Here is a 19,524-nt window from a genome sequence, read left to right as displayed (position 1 = left end):
GGCAAGCACCGCGCCCAGGCCGGGCGCACTGCAGGAGATGGCGCAGTCGGCCCTGCAACAACTGGTGGCCACCCATCACGGCAGCCGCGCTGAACTCGCGGCCAGGCTGGGCATCAGCGAGCGCTCGCTCTACCGCAAGCTCAGGGCATTGGGACAGAACTGACCCGGCCCGATATCAGGCGTTTTTGCTCCTTGATTGATAGCTGCCTGCGCAGTACCAACAAGGGCTGGGAGCTTATTTCACTGAAATTTCAGGATCTTCCCGCACCGCCGCACGACGCGCTTCTTCAACCAGCTTCGGCTCGGGCGTGATCATTCAAAGGACGGCGCTTCCGGCTTGACCACCGGCTTGCCGGCCGCCACCCAGCCATCGATGCCGCCGGCTATCGACTGCACGTTCAGGTAGCCCATCTCGTGCAGGGCGGCGCCGCACAGGGCAGCGCGGCCGCTGGTCTTGCAGTACAGCACGATCTTCAGGTCTCTCGGCTGCAGCGCCGGCGTGCTGCTGAACCTGAACTCGAGCAGGCCGCGCGGGACAAGGACCGCGCCTGCAATGTGACCGGCGGCGTATTCGTCGGCTTCACGGACGTCCACCAGCACGTCGGCATCACGCACCGCGGTTTCGGCGTCTGACGCGGCGATTTCCTGCACGCGGGTTTTGGCCGCGGCGACGAGATCATGGGCGGTTTTCATGGGGTGTTCCTGGTAGCAAAGTGAAGAATCGGATCTGGGATAGGTCGACAGCCGGCGCGTGCGCCGGATCCCGGAAGTTCAGGGTGCGCGGATTTTTTCGTGGATGCGGCGCGTGGTGCGCCACACGCCCCACAACACCAGCGGAATCAGGGCACCGGCGGCAATCTCCGGGTTGACGGGCACCCCTGCGGCCTTGAATGCCTTGCCCGCATACAGCAGCAGGCTCACCACGTAATAAGAGATGGCCGCAATCGACAGGCCTTCCACCGTGGATTGCAGGCGCAACTGCAGTTCCTGCCCGCGCGTGAGTTTTTCCAGCAGTTGCTGGTTCTGCACCTCGGTGGCGATGTCCACACGCGTGCGCAGCAACGCGCTGGTGCGCGACACCCGCTCGGACAGGGAAGCCAGCCGCTGCGCCGTCGCCGCCACCGTGGCCATGGCCGGCGACAGGCGCCGCTGCATGAATTCGCCGAGGAGCTGGGTGCCAGGAATGGGTTTTTCGCGCAGCTCGTTGATGCGCTGGCCGACCAATGCGCTGTAGGCCCGCGTGGCGGAGAAGCGGTAGTTATGCTCGGCCGTGGCACGCTCCACCCGGGCCGCCAGCGACACCAGCGTGTCCAGCAGGTCCTGGTCGGAGGCCGACTTGTTTTCGAGCCGCGCGGTGATGTCGGCCAGCTGCCCCTCGGCCCCGGCCAGCATGGGGCCCAGCGCTTTTGCCACGGGCAGGCCGCGCAGCGCCATCAGGCGATAGGTCTCGAGTTCCAGCAGTCGCTGGGAGATGCGGCCGGCGCGCATGTCGGTCGTGCCCGGCGGGGCGATCACCAGCATGCGTTCGAACCCGTCGGCGCCAAGGTGGAATTCAGTCACCGCCCACGAGTGGCCGTTGCCCAGCTGCGAAGCCACCACGGCCCGGCCGCCGAACCAGGCCAGCGCCTGCGCCATCAGCGCCTCCTCGCCGGACAGGTCACCGTGCACCAGGGCCAGCTGGATGGCCGCCACCGTACGCCCCGGAATGCCGGGCAACCAGCCCGGCGCCACCACCGGGGCCGACAACAGGGCCGGCTCGGCGGCACCCAGCAGCGCACTGGCGGGCAACGGCTGCACGACGGCGTAACGCGTGAATTCGGTGTGCCGTTCCCACTGCACGGTGTAGCCTTCGCAGCGCAGGCTCAGGAAGTTGCCGCTCAGGCTGTCCAGCGGCAAATCCTGTTGACCCGGCAGGCGGTGCAGGTGCGCCCACTCCTGCTCGCGCGTCACGCCGGCGTTGAGGACCGCCACATAAATGATGAGTGCCGGCAGCCGCACGCGGGCCGACGGCCGTGCATGCAGCTCGTTGTGCAGCACGGCACGCTGCGCATCGTCGGGCGGCAACAAGGCGAAAGACGCAGAGAAGGAATCTGCAGAGGATGGCAGGCTTGAAGTCATAGCCCGATACTACCGTTTTGATAGCTGCCTGCGCTTTCCCGGCAAGGGCTGGACCCTCTTTTCATGAGGAACCCCCAAGGGCCAGGAAGCGGAAGGCATGGAAGACCGGTGCTATTTATTTCAGGCGCTGGCCGGTGCTGTCAGAAATTTCGATGGTGATCGGGATGCCCTGCCCCACGCTCTGGGTGACGGTGCAAAACGCCTCGAACTGCTCAATCACGCGGTCCAGGCGCTGCAGCGAGGCAGCCGGCACACCCAGCGTCAACTGCGCCGTCATGGCCAGCACACGCAGGCGCCCTTCAGGGTTGCGGCCCACCTGCGAGGTGATGTCGCAACGTATCGGCTCCGGGGCCTGCTTGAACTTGCGCAGCGCAAACAGCAGCGAATCGCTCAGGCAGTTGCCGACGGCGGCGCTGAGCAACTGCACCGGCGAGGGCCCGAGGCCCGTCCCCAGTGGCGCCGGTTCATCGCCGGTCAGCAGCGGAATCGCCCCGCCAAACTGGATGTCAAAGCGGTAGTCGTGCTGCTGAACCAGGCTGACCTGGACGAGGGTGTCGCTCATGGCGCCTCCGGGTTGAAGATGAACAGGCTCAGGTACCGCAAGAAAATTTGGACTCGGGCACGCCCAGCTTCTTGAGAATGAAACCGAGGGGGCACATGTTGGTGAACCCGAACTGGAACAGGTTGAAGCCAACAAAGGCGGTGAAGGCCAGGGCCCACTTGCTCACAAACAGCGGGCTGCCCTCGATGCCGAGTGCGAGCGAAGCCAGGATGAAGAGGCCGGCAATGATGCGGATGTAACGTTCGACAGTCATGAAATTCTCCAGAGAGTTAAAAAAAAGGTTGGTTCTATTTCAGGCGCACGATGCCCAGGAGCTTGAGCACGTACTTCTCATACACCGGCTCCGAGTTGCCGGTCTTCATCTTGCGGATGAAATACTTCTCGAACGCGATCTTGGCCAGGTGCACCCACTTGCCTTTCTTGAACCAGTTCACGTTGCGCGGCGGTATCTGCGGCAAGGCCACAAAGGCTGCCCCCGTGTCGCCCATGTCGGCCAGGCAGATCGCGTTCCAGGTGGCCTTGGCCTGCACTGGCCGGCCGGCAATTTCGTCGGCGATGTTGTGGGTGATCGCGGTCACCATGGTCTCGATCATGTAACCGGTCTTGGGCGCACCCGTCGGCACAGGCGTGACCTCCACCGGCGGGATGGCCACGCAGACGCCGGCCGCAAAGATGTTGAGCCAGGCCTTGCTGCGCTGGTGTTCGTCGATCAGCACAAAGCCGCGCGGGTTGCACAGCCCCGGCACCGCCGCCACCGCGTCCACGCCCTTGAAGGCCGGCAGCATCATGGACAGCTTGAACGGGACTTCATGCTCCTTGTACACATTGCCGAGGTCATCGACCTGGGTGACAAACATTTTCCCGTCCTCGACACGCGTGGTCTTGGCGTTGGTGATCCACTTCATGTCGTGGCCGCGCATCTCCGACTCCATCATGGACTTGCTGTCACCGACACCGCCCAGGCCCAGGTGGCCGATGTAGGGCTCGCTGGTCACGAAAGTAATGGGCACCAGGTGGCGCAGCTTGCGCTTGCGCAGGTCGGCGTCAAGGATGAAGGCGAATTCGTAGGCCGGCCCGAAACAGCTGGCCATCGGCATGGCACCGATGACGACCGGGCCGGGGTTCTTGAGGAAGTCCTGGTACTCCGCCCAGAACGCCTCGGCGTGCGCCACGGTGCACACGGAATGGGTGTGCCCGCCGTGGGGGCCGGCACCGGGAACCTCGTCAAAGCTGAGCTTGGGCCCGGTGGTGATCACCAGGTAGTCGTAGTCCAGGCTGTCGCCGCCTTCCAGCGTCAGGCGCCTGGCCTCGGCATCGATGGTGGTGACGGCCTTGGGTACAAAGGCAATACCCTTGCGTTCCAGCAGGGGGGCGATCTTCAGCACGATGTCGTCCCGCTTGCGCCAGCCCACCGCCACCCAGGGGTTGGAGGGCACGAACTGGAAATAATCCACCGCGCTGACCACCGTGATCTTGTGCTCGGGCGGCAGCAGCTCCCGCATTTCGTAGGCAGCCGGCATGCCGCCTATTCCGGCACCCATGATGATGATGTTGGCCATGTCATGTCTCCTTGGTTCAGGTTGAAAAATCAGTCCGTTGCTCAGGCTTCAATGCGCGCAGCCGGCGGGGCCACCCGATGCTGGTACAGCGCGAAATAGAGAACCGGAATGACCACCAGCGTCAGTAGCGTGGACACCAGGATGCCGAAGATCAGCGCAATGGCCAGGCCGTTGAAGATGGGATCGTCCAGGATGAAAAAGGCGCCGATCATGGCGGCCAGGCCGGTCAGCGCAATCGGCTGCGCGCGCACGGCGGCCGAACTCACCACGGCCTCCTTGAAGGCCATGCCCTGCGCGACCTGCAGCTCGATGAAGTCCACCAGCAGGATGGAATTGCGCACGATGATGCCCGCCAGCGCGATCATGCCGATCATGCTGGTGGCCGTGAACTGGGCATGGAGCAGCGCGTGCCCCGGCATCACTCCAATAATGGTCAGCGGAATGGGGGCCATGATCACCAGCGGCGCGAGGTAACTCCTGAACTGCGCCACCACCAGCAGGTAGATCAGGATCAGGCCCACACCGTAGGCGGTGCCCATGTCGCGGAAAGTTTCGTAGGTGATCTGCGATTCGCCGTCCCACTTGATGGCGTACTCGCGGTAAGGGTCAGGCGGCTGGTTGATCCAGTATTCACCCAGTTCGCCGGTTTCAGGCAGGGCCGCCTGAGCCAGCCTGGGCCGGATGCCGAACAGGCCGTACAGCGGAGAATCGAGTTTCCCCGCCATGTCACCGAACACATAACTGACCGGCTGCAGGTCCTTGGTGAACAGCGGCTTGTTGATCACGCCGCGTTCCACCTGCACCAGCTCGGACAAGGGCACCATGCGGCCATTCGCGGCTTTCATGGGCAGGGCCAGCAGGGCATCGAGCCCGACCTGGCTGTCCAGCGGCAGCTGCAGGCGAACCGGCACCGGGTATTTGGACTGGCCGTCATGCATATAGGCGGCATCCGCGCCCGAGAGTGCACCTTGCACCGTCTGCGCAATCGCCGCCACCGGAATGCCCAGCGACTCGGCACGCTGGCGGTGCACCGTGAGGTGGGCACGTGGGGCGTCTTCCTTGAGCGAAGTGTCGATGCCCACGATGTCGGGCGTGGCCGCAAAAGCAGCGGCGATGCGCCTGGCCAGCGCCTGACGGCCGGCCTCGTCCGGGCCGTAGACCTCGGCCACCAGGGGGCTCATGACCGGCGGGCCGGGCGGCACTTCCACCACCTTGATGCGGGCCTGATGGCGCGCGCCGATTTTTTCCAGCTCCGGGCGCAGGCGCTGGGCAATCGCGTGGCTCTTGTCGCTGCGGTGTGCCTTGTCCACCAGGTTGACCTGCAGATCGCCCTGCTCGGCCTCGGCACGCAGGTAGTACTGGCGCACCAGGCCATTGAAGGTGATCGGGCTGGCGGTGCCGGCATAACCCTGCAGGTCGCGCACCTCGGGTTGCTGCGCCAGGAAAGCGCCCAGCTCGTGCAGGGCAGCCGCGGTGTTTTCCAGCGGCGTGCCGGCCGGCATGTCCACCACCACCTGGAACTCGCTCTTGTTGTCAAAGGGCAGCATCTTGAGCACCACCCACTGCACCATGGTCAGCCCGACCGACAGCAGCAAGGCAACCAGGATGCCGGCCAGCAGCAGCCAGCGCTTGCGCGCGCTGTCGAGCAGGGGCGTGAGGATGCGCGTGAAGAAACGCTGCAGCTTGGGACCCAGTCCGCCCGGCTTCGCGGCGGCTTCGTGACCGTGTCCCGGGCCGTGCGCTTTCATGAGTTTGAGCGCCAGCCACGGTGTGACCGTGAAGGCAATGGCCAGTGAAATCGCCATGCCGAGACTGGAGTTGATCGGGATCGGGCTCATGTAAGGCCCCATCAATCCGCTCACAAAAGCCATGGGTAGCAGCGCGGCAATCACCGTCAGGGTGGCCAGGATGGTCGGGCCACCCACCTCGTCGACCGCGCCGGGAATGATGGCAGCCAGCGACTTTTCCGGATACAGCTGCTGGTGGCGGTGGATGTTCTCCACCACCACGATCGCGTCGTCCACCAGGATGCCGATGGAAAAAATCAGCGCAAACAGCGACACGCGGTTCAGTGTGAAGCCCCAGGCCCAGCTGGCAAACAGCGTGGCCATCAGCGTCAGGATCACGGCCGCGCCGACAATCACGGCCTCCCGGCGGCCCAGGGCAAAGCCCACCAGCAAGATCACCGAGCCGGTGGCAAAGGCCAGCTTCTGGATCAGCTTGTTGGCTTTTTCCGCCGCGGTCTCGCCATAGTCACGCGTGACGGTGGTCTGGATGTTGGCCGGGATCACCGTGTTGCGCAGCGCCTCCAGCCGGGCGTTGGCCGCACGCGCCACATCCACGGCGTTTTCGCCTGGCTTCTTGGTCACCGTCAGGGTCACTGCCGGATAGACTTGCCCCGCTGCCGGCTGCCGCGCGGCATCCGTGCCGCCAGCTGTCCCGGCTGCGCCCGGCGTGAACCACACATAACGCTGTGGCAGCCGGGCGCCAGCCTCGATGCGGGCCACTTCGCTGAGGTAGACCGGCTTGCCCTTGCTGACACCGACGACCAGGGAGCCGATGTCTTCGGCCGACGAAAGAAACTCGCCGGTTTCCACGCTGAGCATCTGGGCCGGCTGGCGCGAAGGGTCCAGCACCGAGCCCGAGGGCATGCCGAAATTGGCCGCGGCCAGTGTCTGCTTGAGTCCCAGCACATCAACACCGCGTTCACGCAGGCGCACCGGGTCCAGCCACACATGCACGGCGCGGCCTGGGCCGCCCAGGGTCTGCACCTCACGAGCGCCCGGCACACGTTTGAGCTCCATCTCCAGCGTGCTGGCCACCCGCTCGAGATCGTTGGCGGCGAGCGCGTCCGCACTCCAGAGCGTGACGGCCAGCACCGGCACGTCATCAATGCCCTTGGGCTTGACGATGGGCGCGAGTGTGCCCAGGTCACGCGGCAGCCAGTCCTGGTTGGCGTTGAGCACGTCATACAGGCGCACCAGCGCCTCGGTGCGCGGCACGCCCACCTTGAATTGCACCGTCAGCACGGCCAGACCGGGGCGGGCCACAGAATAGGTGTGTTCAATGCCTGCAATCTGGCTGAGCACCTGCTCGGCAGGCCGCGCCACCATGTTCTGCACGTTTTCGCTGCTGGCCCCGGGGAAGGGAATCAGCACGTTGGCCATGGTCACGTTGATCTGCGGCTCTTCCTCGCGCGGCGTGACCAGCACAGCGAACAGCCCCAGCAGCAAGGCCACCAGCGCCAGCAGCGGCGTGATCGCATTGGACTGGAAGGCCGCCGCCATGCGCCCCGAGGCGCCAAGACGGGCGGGACCGGAAGATGTGGGGTCGTTCATGGCCACCTCAGCGCGCAGCGGTCTGCGGACGGGCACCGGACAGACCGGCACGCACCGGGTCCAGCGCCACGCTGTCACCGGCTGAAAGACCAGCCAGCACTTCCACACCCGCCGTTCCATGGTCGGCACCGAGGCGGACTGCCCTGAGGGCAAAACCCTGGCCTGCCGCCACATACACGGCTGTCAGCTCTCCGCGCCGCATCACTGCGGCGACCGGAACGACCATGCGGTCCGAAGCGCCGCCGACAAAACGCACACGCACCTGCTGGCCGGGCACCAGACCGCCCGCACCGGCCGTCGGCAGCTCCAGCCGCCACTCGATGGTCTGGGACACCGGGTCCGCCGATGGCAGCACGCTGCGCGCCACCGGCACCAGCCACTGCGGCGACGCGGACTTTCCGGCCGGAATCTGGATTTCCACCTGACTCGCCGAACGAGCGATCTCGCCCAGCGACGCCGGCACCTGCACTACTGCACGCAAAGGCAGGGGCGCGTACAGCGTCAGCAGGGGCGTACCCGGCAAGGCCAGGTCGCCGGCTTCGCTCAGGGTCTGCAACACCCAGCCGTCGTAAGGCGCGGTCACGCGCGTGAAGCCCTGCGCCAGCGCCGATTGCCGGCCTCCGGCGACCGCCGAGTCGCGTCCGGCCTGTGCGGCGCTGAGCTGGGTATTGGCGGTGTCAAGCGCGGCCTTGCTGACAAAACCCATGGCCTGTAATTCCCGCGAGCGTTCGGCGTTCGCCCGGGCATTACGCAATTCCGCCTCGGCCTGCGCCACCTGTGCCTGGCTGCGCTGGACACCGGTCAGGGTCTCCCGGTCATCGATGGTGGCCAGCAACTGCCCGGCACGAACACGGTCGCCGGCCTTCACCAGCAGCGACGCCACCCGTCCCGACGCCTGTGCCGACAAGGTGCTTTGCTGCACCGGCTGGACCAGACCGTCGAGCTCGAAACCGGTGGGCACTGCCTGTGCGCGGATCTGCACCACAGGTACCTCAACGGCTGTGGTGGCCAGCGTTGGACCCGCGCTGAGCGCCAGGCCCGACACCACGGCCAGCGCCTGAAAAACCGGAAGCTTAAAAATTTTCATCATGTTTCCTTTGTCATGCGTGCGGCCATCGCCCGTTGCCGTGCAGGCCGACCGCCTGTTTACCCATGGTGTGTTCAGGCGCTGCTCCCGCATTTGCGTCACATCAATCTCCCGTCGCATTTCCGGTATCGCATCACTTTCTGCCGATGAAGGAACGGTGTTGAATCACAGCGCATTGAGGGGAATCTTGAGATAGGACACGCCGTTGTCTTCGGTTGGCGGCAGCTCGCCGGCGCGGATATTGACCTGCACCGAAGGCAGGATCAAGGTGGGCATGTCAAGCGTGGCGTCGCGGGCAGTACGCATCTTCACGAACGTTTCTTCACTCACGCCGTCATGCACATGGATGTTTTTGGCGCGCTGCTCGGCCACCGTGGTTTCCCAGACGGGGGACCGCTCCTCGGGCGGGTAGTCATGGCACATGAACAGGCGGGTCTCGGGCGGCAGGCTGAGCAGCCTGCGCACCGAACGGTACAGGGCAGGTGCGTCTCCACCCGGGAAATCACAACGGGCTGTTCCCACATCGGGCATGAACAGGGTGTCGCCGACGAACACCGCATCGCCGATGCGATAGGCCATGCAGGCCGGGGTGTGCCCGGGAACCGACAAAGCCTGGGCCTGCAGGGCGCCGACGGCAAAGGTCTCGCCGTCTTGCAGCAGGTGATCGAACTGGTGCCCGTCGGCCCGGAATCCGGGTTCAAGGTTGAAAACACGCTTGAAGACATCCTGCACCTGGGTGATGGCCGCGCCGATGGCGATTTTCCCGCCCAGCTTCCCGCGCAGGTAGTGCGCAGCCGAGAGGTGGTCCGCGTGGGCATGGGTTTCGAGAATCCAAGCCACCTGCAGGTTTTGCGCATGCACAAACGCCACCAGCTTGTCTGCCGAGGCGGTGCGGGTGCGCCCAGACTTCGGGTCATAGTCAAGGACGGAATCAATGATGGCGCAGGGCGCCCCCGTCTTCTCGTAGACCACATGGCTGACAGTCCAGGTGTCAGGATCAAAAAAGCTTGTGACGATGGGTGTCATGTTCTACTCTCCTGCTTGTTCGATTTCAGTTTTAACATTCTATTTACAAACATTATATATGTAAATATAATGTCATTGTCGAAAATCAAAAGGAGTGCATCCCATGCCCGCGGACACAGTGATGGATCTCGGCAGCCTGCGCAGTTCCGCCGATGCGGCCTGTCGCCTGATGAAAGTGCTTTCCAATCCGGATCGCCTGCTCTTGCTGTGCCAGCTGGCACAGGGCGAGATGCGCGTGGGCGAACTGGAGGAACTTGTCGGTGTCATGCAACCCACGCTGTCGCAGCAGCTGGGCGTGTTGCGCGACGAGGGCCTGGTCAGTACCCGTCGCGACGGCAAGTCCATTTATTACCAGATCGACAGCCCGCAGGCGCTGAGCGTGCTGGGGGTGCTGTACGACCAATTTTGCAGCGTGCCCACAAAAAAGAAGCGCTGAATATCAGCACCCGGCCACGGTCTGACGGCTGTCAGTCCGGCATGTGCGCCTTCAATGTCCGCACCTGGCGCTCCAGCGCCTCGATACGGTTCAGGTAGCCAAGCAGGAGCCCAACCGTGAACAGGTCCAGGTCGAAATCCTGGCGCAGCTTGCTGGCCGTGCGCAGGGGCATCACACATTCGGCGCTGAACAGGCGTTCCTGCCGGGCGTGCTCCAGCGGCACCAGGACGCCATCGTCCACCAGCTCATCCAGCTCAGCCGGACTCAGGGCGCAGATCCGTGCCAGCTCGGCCAGAGTGATCACCTCGCGTGCATCAAGCCAGGCAACGTCAAGCAGTTGCTGTTCCATGAGACTTCTCCTTGCCCGCAAGCACGCGCGGGTTGAAATGCGAGGTCGTTGCCAGTTCCCTGAACAGTTCCCGCTCGCGTTCGGACAATGTGGCGGGCACATCGATATGCACGGTGGCGTAAAGGTCACCCCGACCCTCACGGCCATTGGCCATGCCCCTGCCACGCAGCCGCAGCCTCCGGCCCGAACGTGTTCCCGGCGGCACGGTGAGCATCACCGGCCCGTCCAGCGTCGGCACCTCCACGTCCGCACCCAGTGCCGCCTCCCAGGGAGCGAGTGCCAGGTTGAAATGCAGGTCGTGATGGTCGGCGCGAAACACGGGATGCGGCGCCAGCGTGATGTGAAGGTAAATGTCTCCGTCAGCTCCACCGTTGCGGCCTTTTCCGCCCTTGCCGCGCAGCCTCAATTTCTGGCCATCCGTGGTGCCCGGCGGAATGGTGACTTCCAGCGTGCGCCCCCCTTCCCCGTCAGCAAGCTCCAGACTGACGTTGGTGCCGCGATGGGCATCCTCCAGCGGAATGCGGACGCTGGTTTCATAGTCGCGCCCGTGCAGGGGAACAGGACCGCGGGACGGACCGCGCCCCCGTCCCATGGCGGCCAGCAGATCCGCCAGATCGACACCTTCGAACGCCTGGTCGTTCGCAAAGTCGTGGCTCCACTGTGGTGGCGGCGCGAACTCTTCGCCTGCGGGGCGGCGGCCCAGCTGGTCGTAGGCCGCGCGCTTTTCAGGATCCTTCAGTGTCGCGTAGGCCTCGCCGGCCTCCTTGAAACGAGCCTCGGCTTCAGGCGCACTGGACACATCCGGGTGATGCTGGCGCGCGAGTTTGCGATAGGCCTTCTTGATCTGTTCGGCATCCGCATCGCGCGGCACACCCAGCGTTGCGTAGTAGTCCTTGTATTTCATGGCGCCGCGCGCCGCGTCAATGGACGCGTGTCTCGAAAGCCCGGGTCAGGCCATCCAGGTCGGTGATGCGGATGTGCCGCTTGTCCACTTCCAGCAGGCGCTGCTGCTGGAAAGCCGAGAAAGTCCGGCTGACGGTCTCCAGCGTCATGCCGAGGTAGCTGCCGATCTCGGCACGCGACATCCGCAGGTGAAACTCGCTGGCCGAGTAACCCCGCGCCTTCAGGCGCTGTGACAAATTCAGCAGAAAAGCCGCCAGCCTCTCCTCGGCATTCATGCTGCCGAGCAACACCATGAGGCTGTGCTCCCGCACGATCTCGCGGCTCATCAGCCGGGTAACCACGTGCTGCATGCCGGGATTGCCGGCCGCGACTTCGGCAAAATGGGCAAAGGGAATGGCGCAGACTTCGGTGTCTTCCAGCGCGGTGGTGCTGCTGGCGTGCGAACCATTGGCCACGCCGTCCAGGCCCATCAGCTCACCGGCCATGTAAAACCCGCCCACCTGCTCACGACCATCGGCCAGCGTCAGGCTGGACTTGAAAGTACCGCTGCGCACCGCATAAATAAACTGGAAGCGATCGCCCTCACGGTACAGGGTCTGGCTGGCCTTCACCTTGCGGCGGCTGAACATCAGGTCATCCAGGCGCTCCACGTCGCTGCCCGCCAGGCCACAAGGCAAGCACAGGTCGCGCAGATGGCAGGTGGAACAATGTGTGACGAGCGGGGCAACCGATCCCGAAACCAGGGCTGCCTGACGAGGAATGACCCGAATGGGGGCGGTCATGGTATGCATGGTGGCTGCGGACATGAGGTTCTCCTTGAAGCTGGGGTATTAAATGCGTGGGGCGTAAGGACGCCCAGGTGATGGTGGACGTGCAAGGACGGTGCAAACAGTGGCGGCCACCTCTTGAGGGCAGGTTGCGCCCATGGATCAGCAGCCGTCTGTGCGCTGGCACACTCAGCCTTCGCGGCGGTTTTCGCAAAGTCGGGTGCAGGCCGCCTGATGGTGATGGGAGTTGCACTGGGCACGGCGTTCTCCTTCAGTGAGCCGAAATCAGTGCAGACCCGGGGCGCGACGCTTTTTTGACGACGTCCACGAGCTGGTCAAATTCGGTGCTTTTATCAAGAAACACCTCGGCACCCTCGGCCGCATACCGCTTGCGGTAAGCCGGGCCGGAGTTGCTGCTGAACACCACAAATGCGACAACCGGCGTTGCCTGGCGAATGGCCCGCAGAACCTCCAGGCCCTGGCCGCCTTCGAGCTGGACGTCGAGCACCACCACATCGGGTGAAGTGGCCAGGATGCCGTCTATGGATGCCTGTGGCGTCCCGGCCTGGCCCACCACTGCGATGGCGCTTGCTTCGAGCATGGCGGCGACGCGGTCCCGGATGGGAACCGAGTCGTCGGCGAGAAAAACTTTGACGGGAACCAAGCTTTGAGACATGGCTCTACTGTGGCCGGAGCCGGGGCCGGAAACCATAGGCTGCGGCTGAATGAACCCCTCGGAGAAGTCCGGATTAGGGGCGCTTCCCTTCCGAGCCCTGCTAGGAATATTCCTAGCGCATCAAGGCCCCAGGTACCGGCCGCGTGAGCCGTGGACCGGCACTCTCACTGCAACTTCAATGCGCCATCAGCACCGGCAGGGTCATGGAGCGCAGCACCGTGCGGGACGTACCGCCCAGCACCCATTCGCGTGCGCGGCTGTGGCCATAACAGCCCATCACCAGCAGGTCGGCCTCCAGGTCAAAGGCACGCGAAAGGAGGAGTTCACCAAGCAGATCGGGCTCCTGTGTCTCCTGATGCCAGATGGTCTTCACGCCGTGCAGCTGTAGATAGCCGCCCAGGCTCAACCCTTCACCGCCGACCGCCTCATCCTCGTCCGACCAGGAAAGGACATGAACCTGCCTGGCCCGCTGCAGCAGGGGCAGGGCAGCGCTGACGGCCCGGGCCGCCTCGCGTGTCGGTTTCCAGGCCACCACCACCGTCTCACCAAGGGTTGATGAGGTGCCGATATAGGGCAGGACCAGGGCCGGTTTGCCGCTGGATGCCAGCACCGTCTCGACAAAGTCGGCGGGCACGCCGTCCGCCCGCTTTTCCGCCGGGGCCGCTTGCCCCAGCACCAGCAGGTCTGCGTACAGGGCCTGCTGGGCAAATACACCCATGATGGGATCGTTGCCCACTTCGGCCCATGCCGCTTTCATGCCGTGTGCCGCAAGCACCCTGTCAAATGCAGCCCGGGCCCGCGTGCGCAATCCGTCGTCCCTCTCCTGCAGGGATGCCGCCACGCCCGGCCCGATCTCCGGTGCAAAGGGTAACTCCACGAAACCGGGCGTCACCGCGTAAAGCGCCGTGACGGCGGCGCCGTGCGCCTGACCGATGCGGCACGCCGCCTCCAGGCGTTGCGCTGCCTGCGGCGAAGCGTCCAGGTGAACAAGCAGTTGTTTCAGGGATGTCGTCATGGGCCGTCTCCTTGGTCATTGCGTTCCCCTCACCTTAGGGGACATGCATTACCGCGGGCTTGACAGAAGTCAAGCCCCATCGAAAACAGGGTCAGGGATCCAGCGGGTCCGACACGCCGTGCTTGATGGCGTAGCGGATCAGGTCGCTCTGGTTTTGCAACCCCATTTTCTGCATCAGGTTGGCTTTGTGGGTACTGATGGTCTTGACGGAAAGCTTCAGGCGGGTGGCTATGTCCGTCACCGATACACCGGCCGCGATCAGGCGAAACACTTCGAACTCCCGGTTCGACAGCGACTCATGCGGCGCGGAAGTCCCGCCCGGCATGGCGCTCAGGGCCAGTTGCTCCGCCACCTCGGCGCTGATGAAGGCGCCACCCGCGGCGATCTTGCGTATGGCCTGCTCCAGCTGTGCCGGCGCGCTTTCCTTGGTCAGGTAACCGCTGGCACCGGACTTGATGGCGCGCACGGCATACTGCAGCTCCTGGTGCATGCTGAGCACAAGAATACGCAGCCTGGGCTTCTCGGCATGAACCAGCTTGATCAGTTCCATGCCGCTGCGACCCGGCATGGACAGATCCAGCACCAGTACATCGAAGTCGGATTCGCGCACCCGCTGCATGACCTCCGTTCCGTCGGCCGCCTCACCCGCCACACGCAGGTCATCCGCGGATGAGACGATACGCTTGAGGCCTTCGCGAACGATCGCATGGTCATCGGCGATCACGATACTGATCATGGGGCGTGCTCTCCTTCGGGCAATGGAATACTCACCTCGACGCGTGTGCCCTGCCCCGGCGCGCTGTGGATGTCGACTGTTCCCTTGAGCAGCAGCGCCCGCTCCTGCAAACCCATCAGCCCCAGCGATTGCGGCTTGCGCGGCTCTTCGGTGGAAAAGCCGCGGCCATTGTCGTGCACCGTCAGCGAGATCACGCCGGGGAGCATGTCAATAGCCACAGTAACCTGGGTCGCGTCAGCGTGTTTGGCCACATTGGCCAGCGCCTCCTGCACGATCCGGAAGACTGCCGTGGCGTAGGGTTCCTGAAGTTCCAGGTCTTCATCCGCCGAAAGCGTACAGCTCACGCCGGTACGCTGGATGAAGTTGTGAGCCAGCCATTCAATCGCCGCCAACAGGCCCAGGTCGTCAAGCAGCAGCGGGCGCAGATCTGCAGCAATGCGCCGAGTTGAAGCGACCATGCCGTCCACCATGGCCAGCATGTCCGTCAGCTTAGCGTTGGCCGCACCGGATGCAGGAAGTGTGTTGTCGCGCACCCAGATCGTGTCCATCTTCAGGGCGGTCATGGACTGGGCCAGTTCGTCGTGCAGCTCGCGCGCCACGCGTGTTTTTTCCTCTTCACGCGCCAAATTGACAGCCGCGGCAAAGGCAATGCGCTCCTCCTGCGCACGGACGCGTTCGGTCACATCGCGCAGGATCACGGTATAGAGCATTCCGTCCGCTGTACCGAGCTGGGAGATCGAGGCATCCATCGGAAACTCTTCGCCACTGGCGCGCAAGCCGTAAATCACGGTGCCATCACCCATGCGCCTGGACGTCACGCCGGTTGCAGAGAAACGCTGAATATGCGCCCCGTGGCTGGCTCGGAAGCGTTCGGGTATCAGCTTGTTCAAGGGCTGGCCCAAGGCCTGCTCACCGGGCCAGCCAAAGATTTTTTCAGCCGCCCGGTTGTACAGCACGATGGACTGCGCCTCGTTCACGGTGATGATCCCGTCCATGGCTGAGTCCAGAAGGGCTGCGAGCCGCAAATGCTCTTCCTGGGCCTGGAGCCGCTCCGTGATATCACGCAGGATCACGGTGAAAAGTTTCCCGTCGGGCGTGTCCAGATGGGAAATGGATGCATCCAGCGGAAATTCCTCACCGTTGGCGCGCAGACCGTAAATGACATTGAGCGTCCCCATGCGCCTGGACGTCGCCCCGGTAGTTCCAAAACGCGCCACATACTGGGCATGGTCCTGCCGGAACCGGTCGGGAATCAGCCTGTGGAGGGACTGGTGCAAAACCTCCTCGCGGGGCCAGCCGAAAATCTTCTCGGCGGCACGGTTGTACAGAATGATGTTTTGCTGTTCGTCCACCGTGATGATGGCGTCCATGGCCGAGTCGAGCACGCCGGCCAGCAATGCGGCCGCGCTGCCCGGGTTATAAGCCCGGGAATTCGCATCGAGACTGTCCGTCAGGGAGGAAACCATGGCCCAGTGTAGCAATCAACGAAAGTATTCATTTACCCAGAGGCCGTGGGGGAATAGCTGGATACGGTTGACCCACATCAACCCCCCTCCCCGGTGTCCGACTCAGACTGGATCTTTATCCCTGAACCTCAAGGAGCAGTCATGTACAAGCGAATACTCGTGCCCGTGGACGGCAGCGAAACATCCAACAAGGCCTTGGTAGCCGCGCTGCAGCTTGCCAGAGAAGGCGGTGGCAGCGTACGCCTGGCGCACGTGCTGGAGGATCTGACCTATCTTGCCGGTTACGAGCAGTTCGGGGGATATTCGGGCGACCTGCTCGGGATCATGCAGGAAGCCGGAAACCACATCCTCCATGATGGCCTGGACATCGCCAAGGCGGCCGGCGTGCAAGCCGACTCGATGCTGTTCGACAAACTTGGCGAACGACTTCCCGAGGTGATTGCAGGAGCCGCCCGGGAGTGGAACGCCGACCTGATCGTCCTGGGCACGCATGGGCGACGCGGCGTTGGCCGCGCCCTGCTGGGCAGCGGCGCCGAACAGATCCTCCGGCAGGCACCGGTGCCTGTACTCGTCGTTCGTTCGGCTGAGAACAGCAAAACCAAACCAGGCTGAAACGCCACGCGGCAGGAAGGCGGCCGGTATCGCCTCAGGCCCTGGCCAGCAAGGCGCGCACTTCCTCGTCGCTGGGAGGCTCGAAGTTCTGGTAATACTGCCCGACACGGCTGAAATCCGCAGGACTCAGGGCACAGACAAATTCATCGGCGGCCGTCCCGATACGCTCCTGGGCTCCAGGAGGCGCGACCGGCACCGCCACCACGATCCACGCCGGCTTGGAAGCTCGCAGAGCCAGCAAGGCGGCGCACATCGACGCTCCGGTTACCAGGCCGTCATCGACCACGATCACCGTGCGGCCTTCGATGCGCACAGGCTGCCGCGAACCCCGATAACCCGCGTCCCGCCGCGCCAGTTCGCGGCTTTCGGTTGCAATGAGTTGCTCCAGCTGCTGCGGAGTCAGGCCGCTGCCCGCCACGGCCTGTGGATTGATGTAACACGCACCGCCACTGGCAACGGCTCCCAAGGTCAGCCCGGGACGATGCGGCACACCGAGCTTGCTCACAATCAGAAAGTCGAGCTGGGCACTCAGTGCAGTGGCCACTTCCCAACCCACCAGCACTCCCCCGCGCGGCAAGGCCAGCACAACAACATCGCTGCGCCCCGCATAAGCCAGAAGTTTTCTGGCCAATGCATACCCGGCAGCGAACCGATCGGCAAACATGGCGTTTCTGGACTCCCTTGAAATTGGTTTGAGTCTGGAGCAAACGCGTACCGCAAGGATTGACTCAGGTCAACGCGCCGGCATCCTCTCGCCGCAGGCGCAACAGGCCGAACGACGCGCCTGCCTGCAAGCTGCAGCCAAGCCTGAGCGCAGGGCTATTGCGGCCGGCAACTGTCCGGACGTTCGCCCGGAAGCACGGGACAGCGATTGACCTCGGCCGATGACATGCCAAGCAGGTTGGTCAGCGCGCTGGAGACCAGGCAGATCGCCCAGAACACAAAAAAGGCAGCGGTGTACACGCCCTGGCGCGAGAGTCTCAGCGGCTCACCCGACCAATGGAGGTCACCCGGATCAACCATGGCAAAAACCAGCAGTTCCAGCGCGCACGCCCCCAGGAACGCAGGCCACGCGATCCACATCAGTTTCTGGCTCCACATGGCTGTCTCCTTGGAATGCGTATGAATCAGCGAGCGCCGGCGACTGGCGGCGTAGCTGCATGGTTGCGGCCCTGCAAGGCCGGCATCAACGCTTTGTCCCGTGCCGCCAGCGTCTTGTTGATCTCGACGCCGCGACGGTAATAGTCTTCCGCCACCACCGGGTCCGGGTTGCTGACGGCTATCCAGGCAGTGGCGAAAGCAGCCACAACCACGGCGGCAGGGCCAGCAATCAGCAGCCAGACGTGGCCGTGTTTCCACCAGGGAGAGGCGGCCACCGGGGGAGCTTGAATCAAATGGCTCATGAGGGACTCCTTGAATCTGTTGTTGCCTGTTTCATCAGCGCGGAACGAGAAATACCGACTTCTCAGCCAGATGGGACTGGCCTGCCGCATCACCTATGCTGAACTCGATCGGATGCGAGCCGGGGGTGGCGGAACCATAAGGAATCTGCAAGCGCACCGCAACCCAGCGCGACTCAGCCGGGCCGACATCCACTTCAGCATCCGATGCCAGCACCAAGCCCTCGAGCCCGGCGGCGGCGATGCGGTAGCGCTGCGGCTGCTCGGTGGCGTTCATGATCTGCAGGCGGTAGACGTTTTCGAGCTTGCCCCCGGCAACAATACGGGACAGCGCGGCGCGGTCGCGCACGACGTCCACCTTGAGGGGCGTACGGGCCACCAGGCTCCAGAGCAGACCCACGCACAAGGCGAGCAGCACGGCACCATAGACAAGCACACGCGGCCGCAGCACACGCTTGACAATTTGCGGGCCGCTCCACTTGTTCGCCATCGCTGCCTGGGTACTGAAGCGGATGAGGCCACGCGGGTAGTTCATCTTGTCCATGACCGTGTCACAGACATCGACACACGCCGCGCATCCTATGCATTCGTACTGCAGGCCTTCACGAATGTCGATACCAGTCGGGCAGACCTGCACGCACAAGGTGCAGTCCACGCAGGCGCCCAATGACAGGGCCGCAGCATCAGCCTTGCGTGAACGGGCACCACGCGGCTCGCCACGCGCCGTGTCGTAGCTCACGATCAGCGTATCGCGGTCAAACATGGCGCTCTGGAAGCGCGCGTACGGGCACATGTATTTGCACACCTGTTCGCGCATGAAACCGGCATTGCCATAAGTCGCAAAGCCGTAGAAGAACACCCAGAACGCTTCCCATGGCCCGATGTCCATCTTCAGGAAATCCATGCCCAGTTCGCGGATCGGTGAAAAGAAGCCGACAAAGGTGAAGCCGGTCCACATTGCCAGGCTGATCCACAGCGCGTGCTTGAGCCACTTCTTGCCGAGTTTTTGTGCCGACATCGGTGCGCCATCCAGCCGCATGCGTGCGCTGCGGTCGCCCTCCACCTTGCGTTCAATCCAGAGAAAGATTTCGGTGTACACCGTCTGCGGGCAGGCAAAGCCGCACCACAGGCGCCCCGCCACGGCAGTGAAAAGAAACAGAGACAGCGCGCTGACAACCAGCAAGCCTGTCAGATAAATGAAATCCTGCGGGTAAAGGACGAGGCCGAAGATGTAAAACCGGCGCGCCCCCAGATCGAAGAGCACCGCCTGCCGCTGGCCCCATTCCAGCCATGGAAGGCCGTAGAACACCAGCTGGGTCAGGAAAACAAAGCCCCAGCGCCAGCGCGAAAACAGGCCGCTGACCGAGCGCGGATAGATTTTCTTCTGTGATTCGTACAGCGACTCGGGTGCATCGTCACCTCCCACGGGAACAATGGGAATGATCTTGCGGGCGGACGACGGTTGCAAACGACC

The 19,524-nt window shown here is 63.9% G+C and carries 22 protein-coding genes; 3 read left to right on the top strand and 19 right to left on the bottom strand.

The window, feature by feature from the left end; genetic code table 11:
• Positions 1–37: 37 nt before the first annotated feature.
• The gene (locus tag WA904_RS13720; RefSeq protein ID WP_425197681.1) at positions 38–163 is read left to right on the top strand and encodes a helix-turn-helix domain-containing protein; all 126 of its coding nucleotides are present in this window, start codon (positions 38–40) and stop codon (positions 161–163) included.
• A gap of 149 nt (positions 164–312) precedes the next feature.
• Here the strand turns inward: WA904_RS13720 and WA904_RS13715 are convergent, their stop codons facing one another.
• The 8 genes from WA904_RS13715 to WA904_RS13680 form a co-directional block, all read right to left on the bottom strand.
• Complete coding sequence (locus WA904_RS13715; protein ID WP_425197680.1) at positions 313–693, bottom strand: rhodanese-like domain-containing protein; 381 nt, start codon at positions 691–693, stop codon at positions 313–315.
• Positions 694–771: 78 nt separating this feature from the next.
• Positions 772–2,118: a DUF3422 family protein gene (locus tag WA904_RS13710; protein ID WP_425197679.1), complete on the bottom strand. Its 1,347-nt coding sequence runs from the start codon at positions 2,116–2,118 to the stop codon at positions 772–774.
• 115 nt (positions 2,119–2,233) lie between these two features.
• Complete coding sequence (locus tag WA904_RS13705; protein WP_425197678.1) at positions 2,234–2,680, bottom strand: OsmC family protein; 447 nt, start codon at positions 2,678–2,680, stop codon at positions 2,234–2,236.
• Positions 2,681–2,708: 28 nt separating this feature from the next.
• The gene (locus WA904_RS13700) at positions 2,709–2,933 is read right to left on the bottom strand and encodes a YgaP family membrane protein (protein ID WP_293592775.1); all 225 of its coding nucleotides are present in this window, start codon (positions 2,931–2,933) and stop codon (positions 2,709–2,711) included.
• A 34-nt stretch (positions 2,934–2,967) separates the two neighbouring features.
• Positions 2,968–4,239, bottom strand: coding sequence for an NAD(P)/FAD-dependent oxidoreductase (locus WA904_RS13695; protein ID WP_425197677.1), 1,272 nt, complete (start codon positions 4,237–4,239; stop codon positions 2,968–2,970).
• Between the two features lie 41 nt (positions 4,240–4,280).
• Positions 4,281–7,577: an efflux RND transporter permease subunit gene (locus WA904_RS13690; protein ID WP_425197676.1), complete on the bottom strand. Its 3,297-nt coding sequence runs from the start codon at positions 7,575–7,577 to the stop codon at positions 4,281–4,283.
• Between the two features lie 7 nt (positions 7,578–7,584).
• The gene (locus WA904_RS13685) at positions 7,585–8,664 is read right to left on the bottom strand and encodes an efflux RND transporter periplasmic adaptor subunit (RefSeq protein WP_425197675.1); all 1,080 of its coding nucleotides are present in this window, start codon (positions 8,662–8,664) and stop codon (positions 7,585–7,587) included.
• Positions 8,665–8,829: 165 nt separating this feature from the next.
• Positions 8,830–9,690 (bottom strand): MBL fold metallo-hydrolase, encoded by an 861-nt coding sequence (locus tag WA904_RS13680; RefSeq protein ID WP_425197674.1) that lies wholly within the window; start codon positions 9,688–9,690, stop codon positions 8,830–8,832.
• Positions 9,691–9,793: 103 nt separating this feature from the next.
• On the opposite strand from WA904_RS13680, the gene WA904_RS13675 reads away from it, so the two are divergent.
• A complete protein-coding gene (locus WA904_RS13675; protein WP_425197673.1) occupies positions 9,794–10,126 on the top strand; it encodes an ArsR/SmtB family transcription factor in 333 nt (110 codons plus the stop codon).
• A gap of 31 nt (positions 10,127–10,157) precedes the next feature.
• Here the strand turns inward: WA904_RS13675 and WA904_RS13670 are convergent, their stop codons facing one another.
• The 7 genes from WA904_RS13670 to WA904_RS13640 form a co-directional block, all read right to left on the bottom strand.
• Positions 10,158–10,475, bottom strand: coding sequence for a chaperone modulator CbpM (locus tag WA904_RS13670; protein WP_425197672.1), 318 nt, complete (start codon positions 10,473–10,475; stop codon positions 10,158–10,160).
• A complete protein-coding gene (locus tag WA904_RS13665; RefSeq protein ID WP_425197671.1) occupies positions 10,456–11,379 on the bottom strand; it encodes a DnaJ C-terminal domain-containing protein in 924 nt (307 codons plus the stop codon). Before WA904_RS13665 ends, WA904_RS13670 begins: the two co-directional genes overlap by 20 nt.
• 16 nt (positions 11,380–11,395) lie before the next feature.
• On the bottom strand, positions 11,396–12,184 hold the full coding sequence (gene fnr / locus WA904_RS13660; protein WP_425197670.1) for a fumarate/nitrate reduction transcriptional regulator Fnr: 789 nt from the start codon (positions 12,182–12,184) through the stop codon (positions 11,396–11,398).
• A gap of 232 nt (positions 12,185–12,416) precedes the next feature.
• Positions 12,417–12,821 (bottom strand): response regulator, encoded by a 405-nt coding sequence (locus WA904_RS13655; protein ID WP_425197669.1) that lies wholly within the window; start codon positions 12,819–12,821, stop codon positions 12,417–12,419.
• Positions 12,822–12,996: 175 nt separating this feature from the next.
• Positions 12,997–13,836, bottom strand: a complete 840-nt coding sequence (locus WA904_RS13650; RefSeq protein ID WP_425197668.1) for a universal stress protein — start codon at positions 13,834–13,836, stop codon at positions 12,997–12,999.
• 91 nt (positions 13,837–13,927) lie between these two features.
• On the bottom strand, positions 13,928–14,572 hold the full coding sequence (locus tag WA904_RS13645) for a response regulator (protein WP_425197667.1): 645 nt from the start codon (positions 14,570–14,572) through the stop codon (positions 13,928–13,930).
• Positions 14,569–16,038, bottom strand: coding sequence for a PAS domain-containing sensor histidine kinase (locus WA904_RS13640; protein WP_425197666.1), 1,470 nt, complete (start codon positions 16,036–16,038; stop codon positions 14,569–14,571). Before WA904_RS13640 ends, WA904_RS13645 begins: the two co-directional genes overlap by 4 nt.
• A 141-nt stretch (positions 16,039–16,179) precedes the next feature.
• On the opposite strand from WA904_RS13640, the gene WA904_RS13635 reads away from it, so the two are divergent.
• Positions 16,180–16,650: a universal stress protein gene (locus WA904_RS13635; protein ID WP_425197665.1), complete on the top strand. Its 471-nt coding sequence runs from the start codon at positions 16,180–16,182 to the stop codon at positions 16,648–16,650.
• Positions 16,651–16,684: 34 nt separating this feature from the next.
• On the opposite strand, the gene WA904_RS13630 is transcribed toward WA904_RS13635, so the two are convergent.
• The 4 genes from WA904_RS13630 to ccoG form a co-directional block, all read right to left on the bottom strand.
• The gene (locus WA904_RS13630) at positions 16,685–17,314 is read right to left on the bottom strand and encodes a phosphoribosyltransferase (protein ID WP_425197664.1); all 630 of its coding nucleotides are present in this window, start codon (positions 17,312–17,314) and stop codon (positions 16,685–16,687) included.
• Positions 17,315–17,469: 155 nt separating this feature from the next.
• Positions 17,470–17,751 (bottom strand): hypothetical protein, encoded by a 282-nt coding sequence (locus WA904_RS13625; RefSeq protein WP_077595546.1) that lies wholly within the window; start codon positions 17,749–17,751, stop codon positions 17,470–17,472.
• A 26-nt stretch (positions 17,752–17,777) separates the two neighbouring features.
• Positions 17,778–18,053 carry a FixH family protein gene (locus tag WA904_RS13620; protein WP_425197663.1) on the bottom strand — a complete coding sequence of 92 codons (276 nt, stop codon included), beginning with the start codon at positions 18,051–18,053 and terminating at the stop codon, positions 17,778–17,780.
• A gap of 34 nt (positions 18,054–18,087) precedes the next feature.
• Entirely contained in the window at positions 18,088–19,518 is a 1,431-nt protein-coding gene (gene ccoG, locus WA904_RS13615; protein WP_425197662.1) for a cytochrome c oxidase accessory protein CcoG, read from the bottom strand.
• Positions 19,519–19,524 lie beyond the last annotated feature (6 nt).

Origin of the sequence: Polaromonas sp., assembly GCF_049790275.1 — a bacterium.
Taxonomy (GTDB): Bacteria; Pseudomonadota; Gammaproteobacteria; order Burkholderiales; family Burkholderiaceae_C; genus Polaromonas.
Note: the sequence above shows the minus strand (reverse complement) of the source record. Positions and strands in the feature narration are given on the sequence as shown.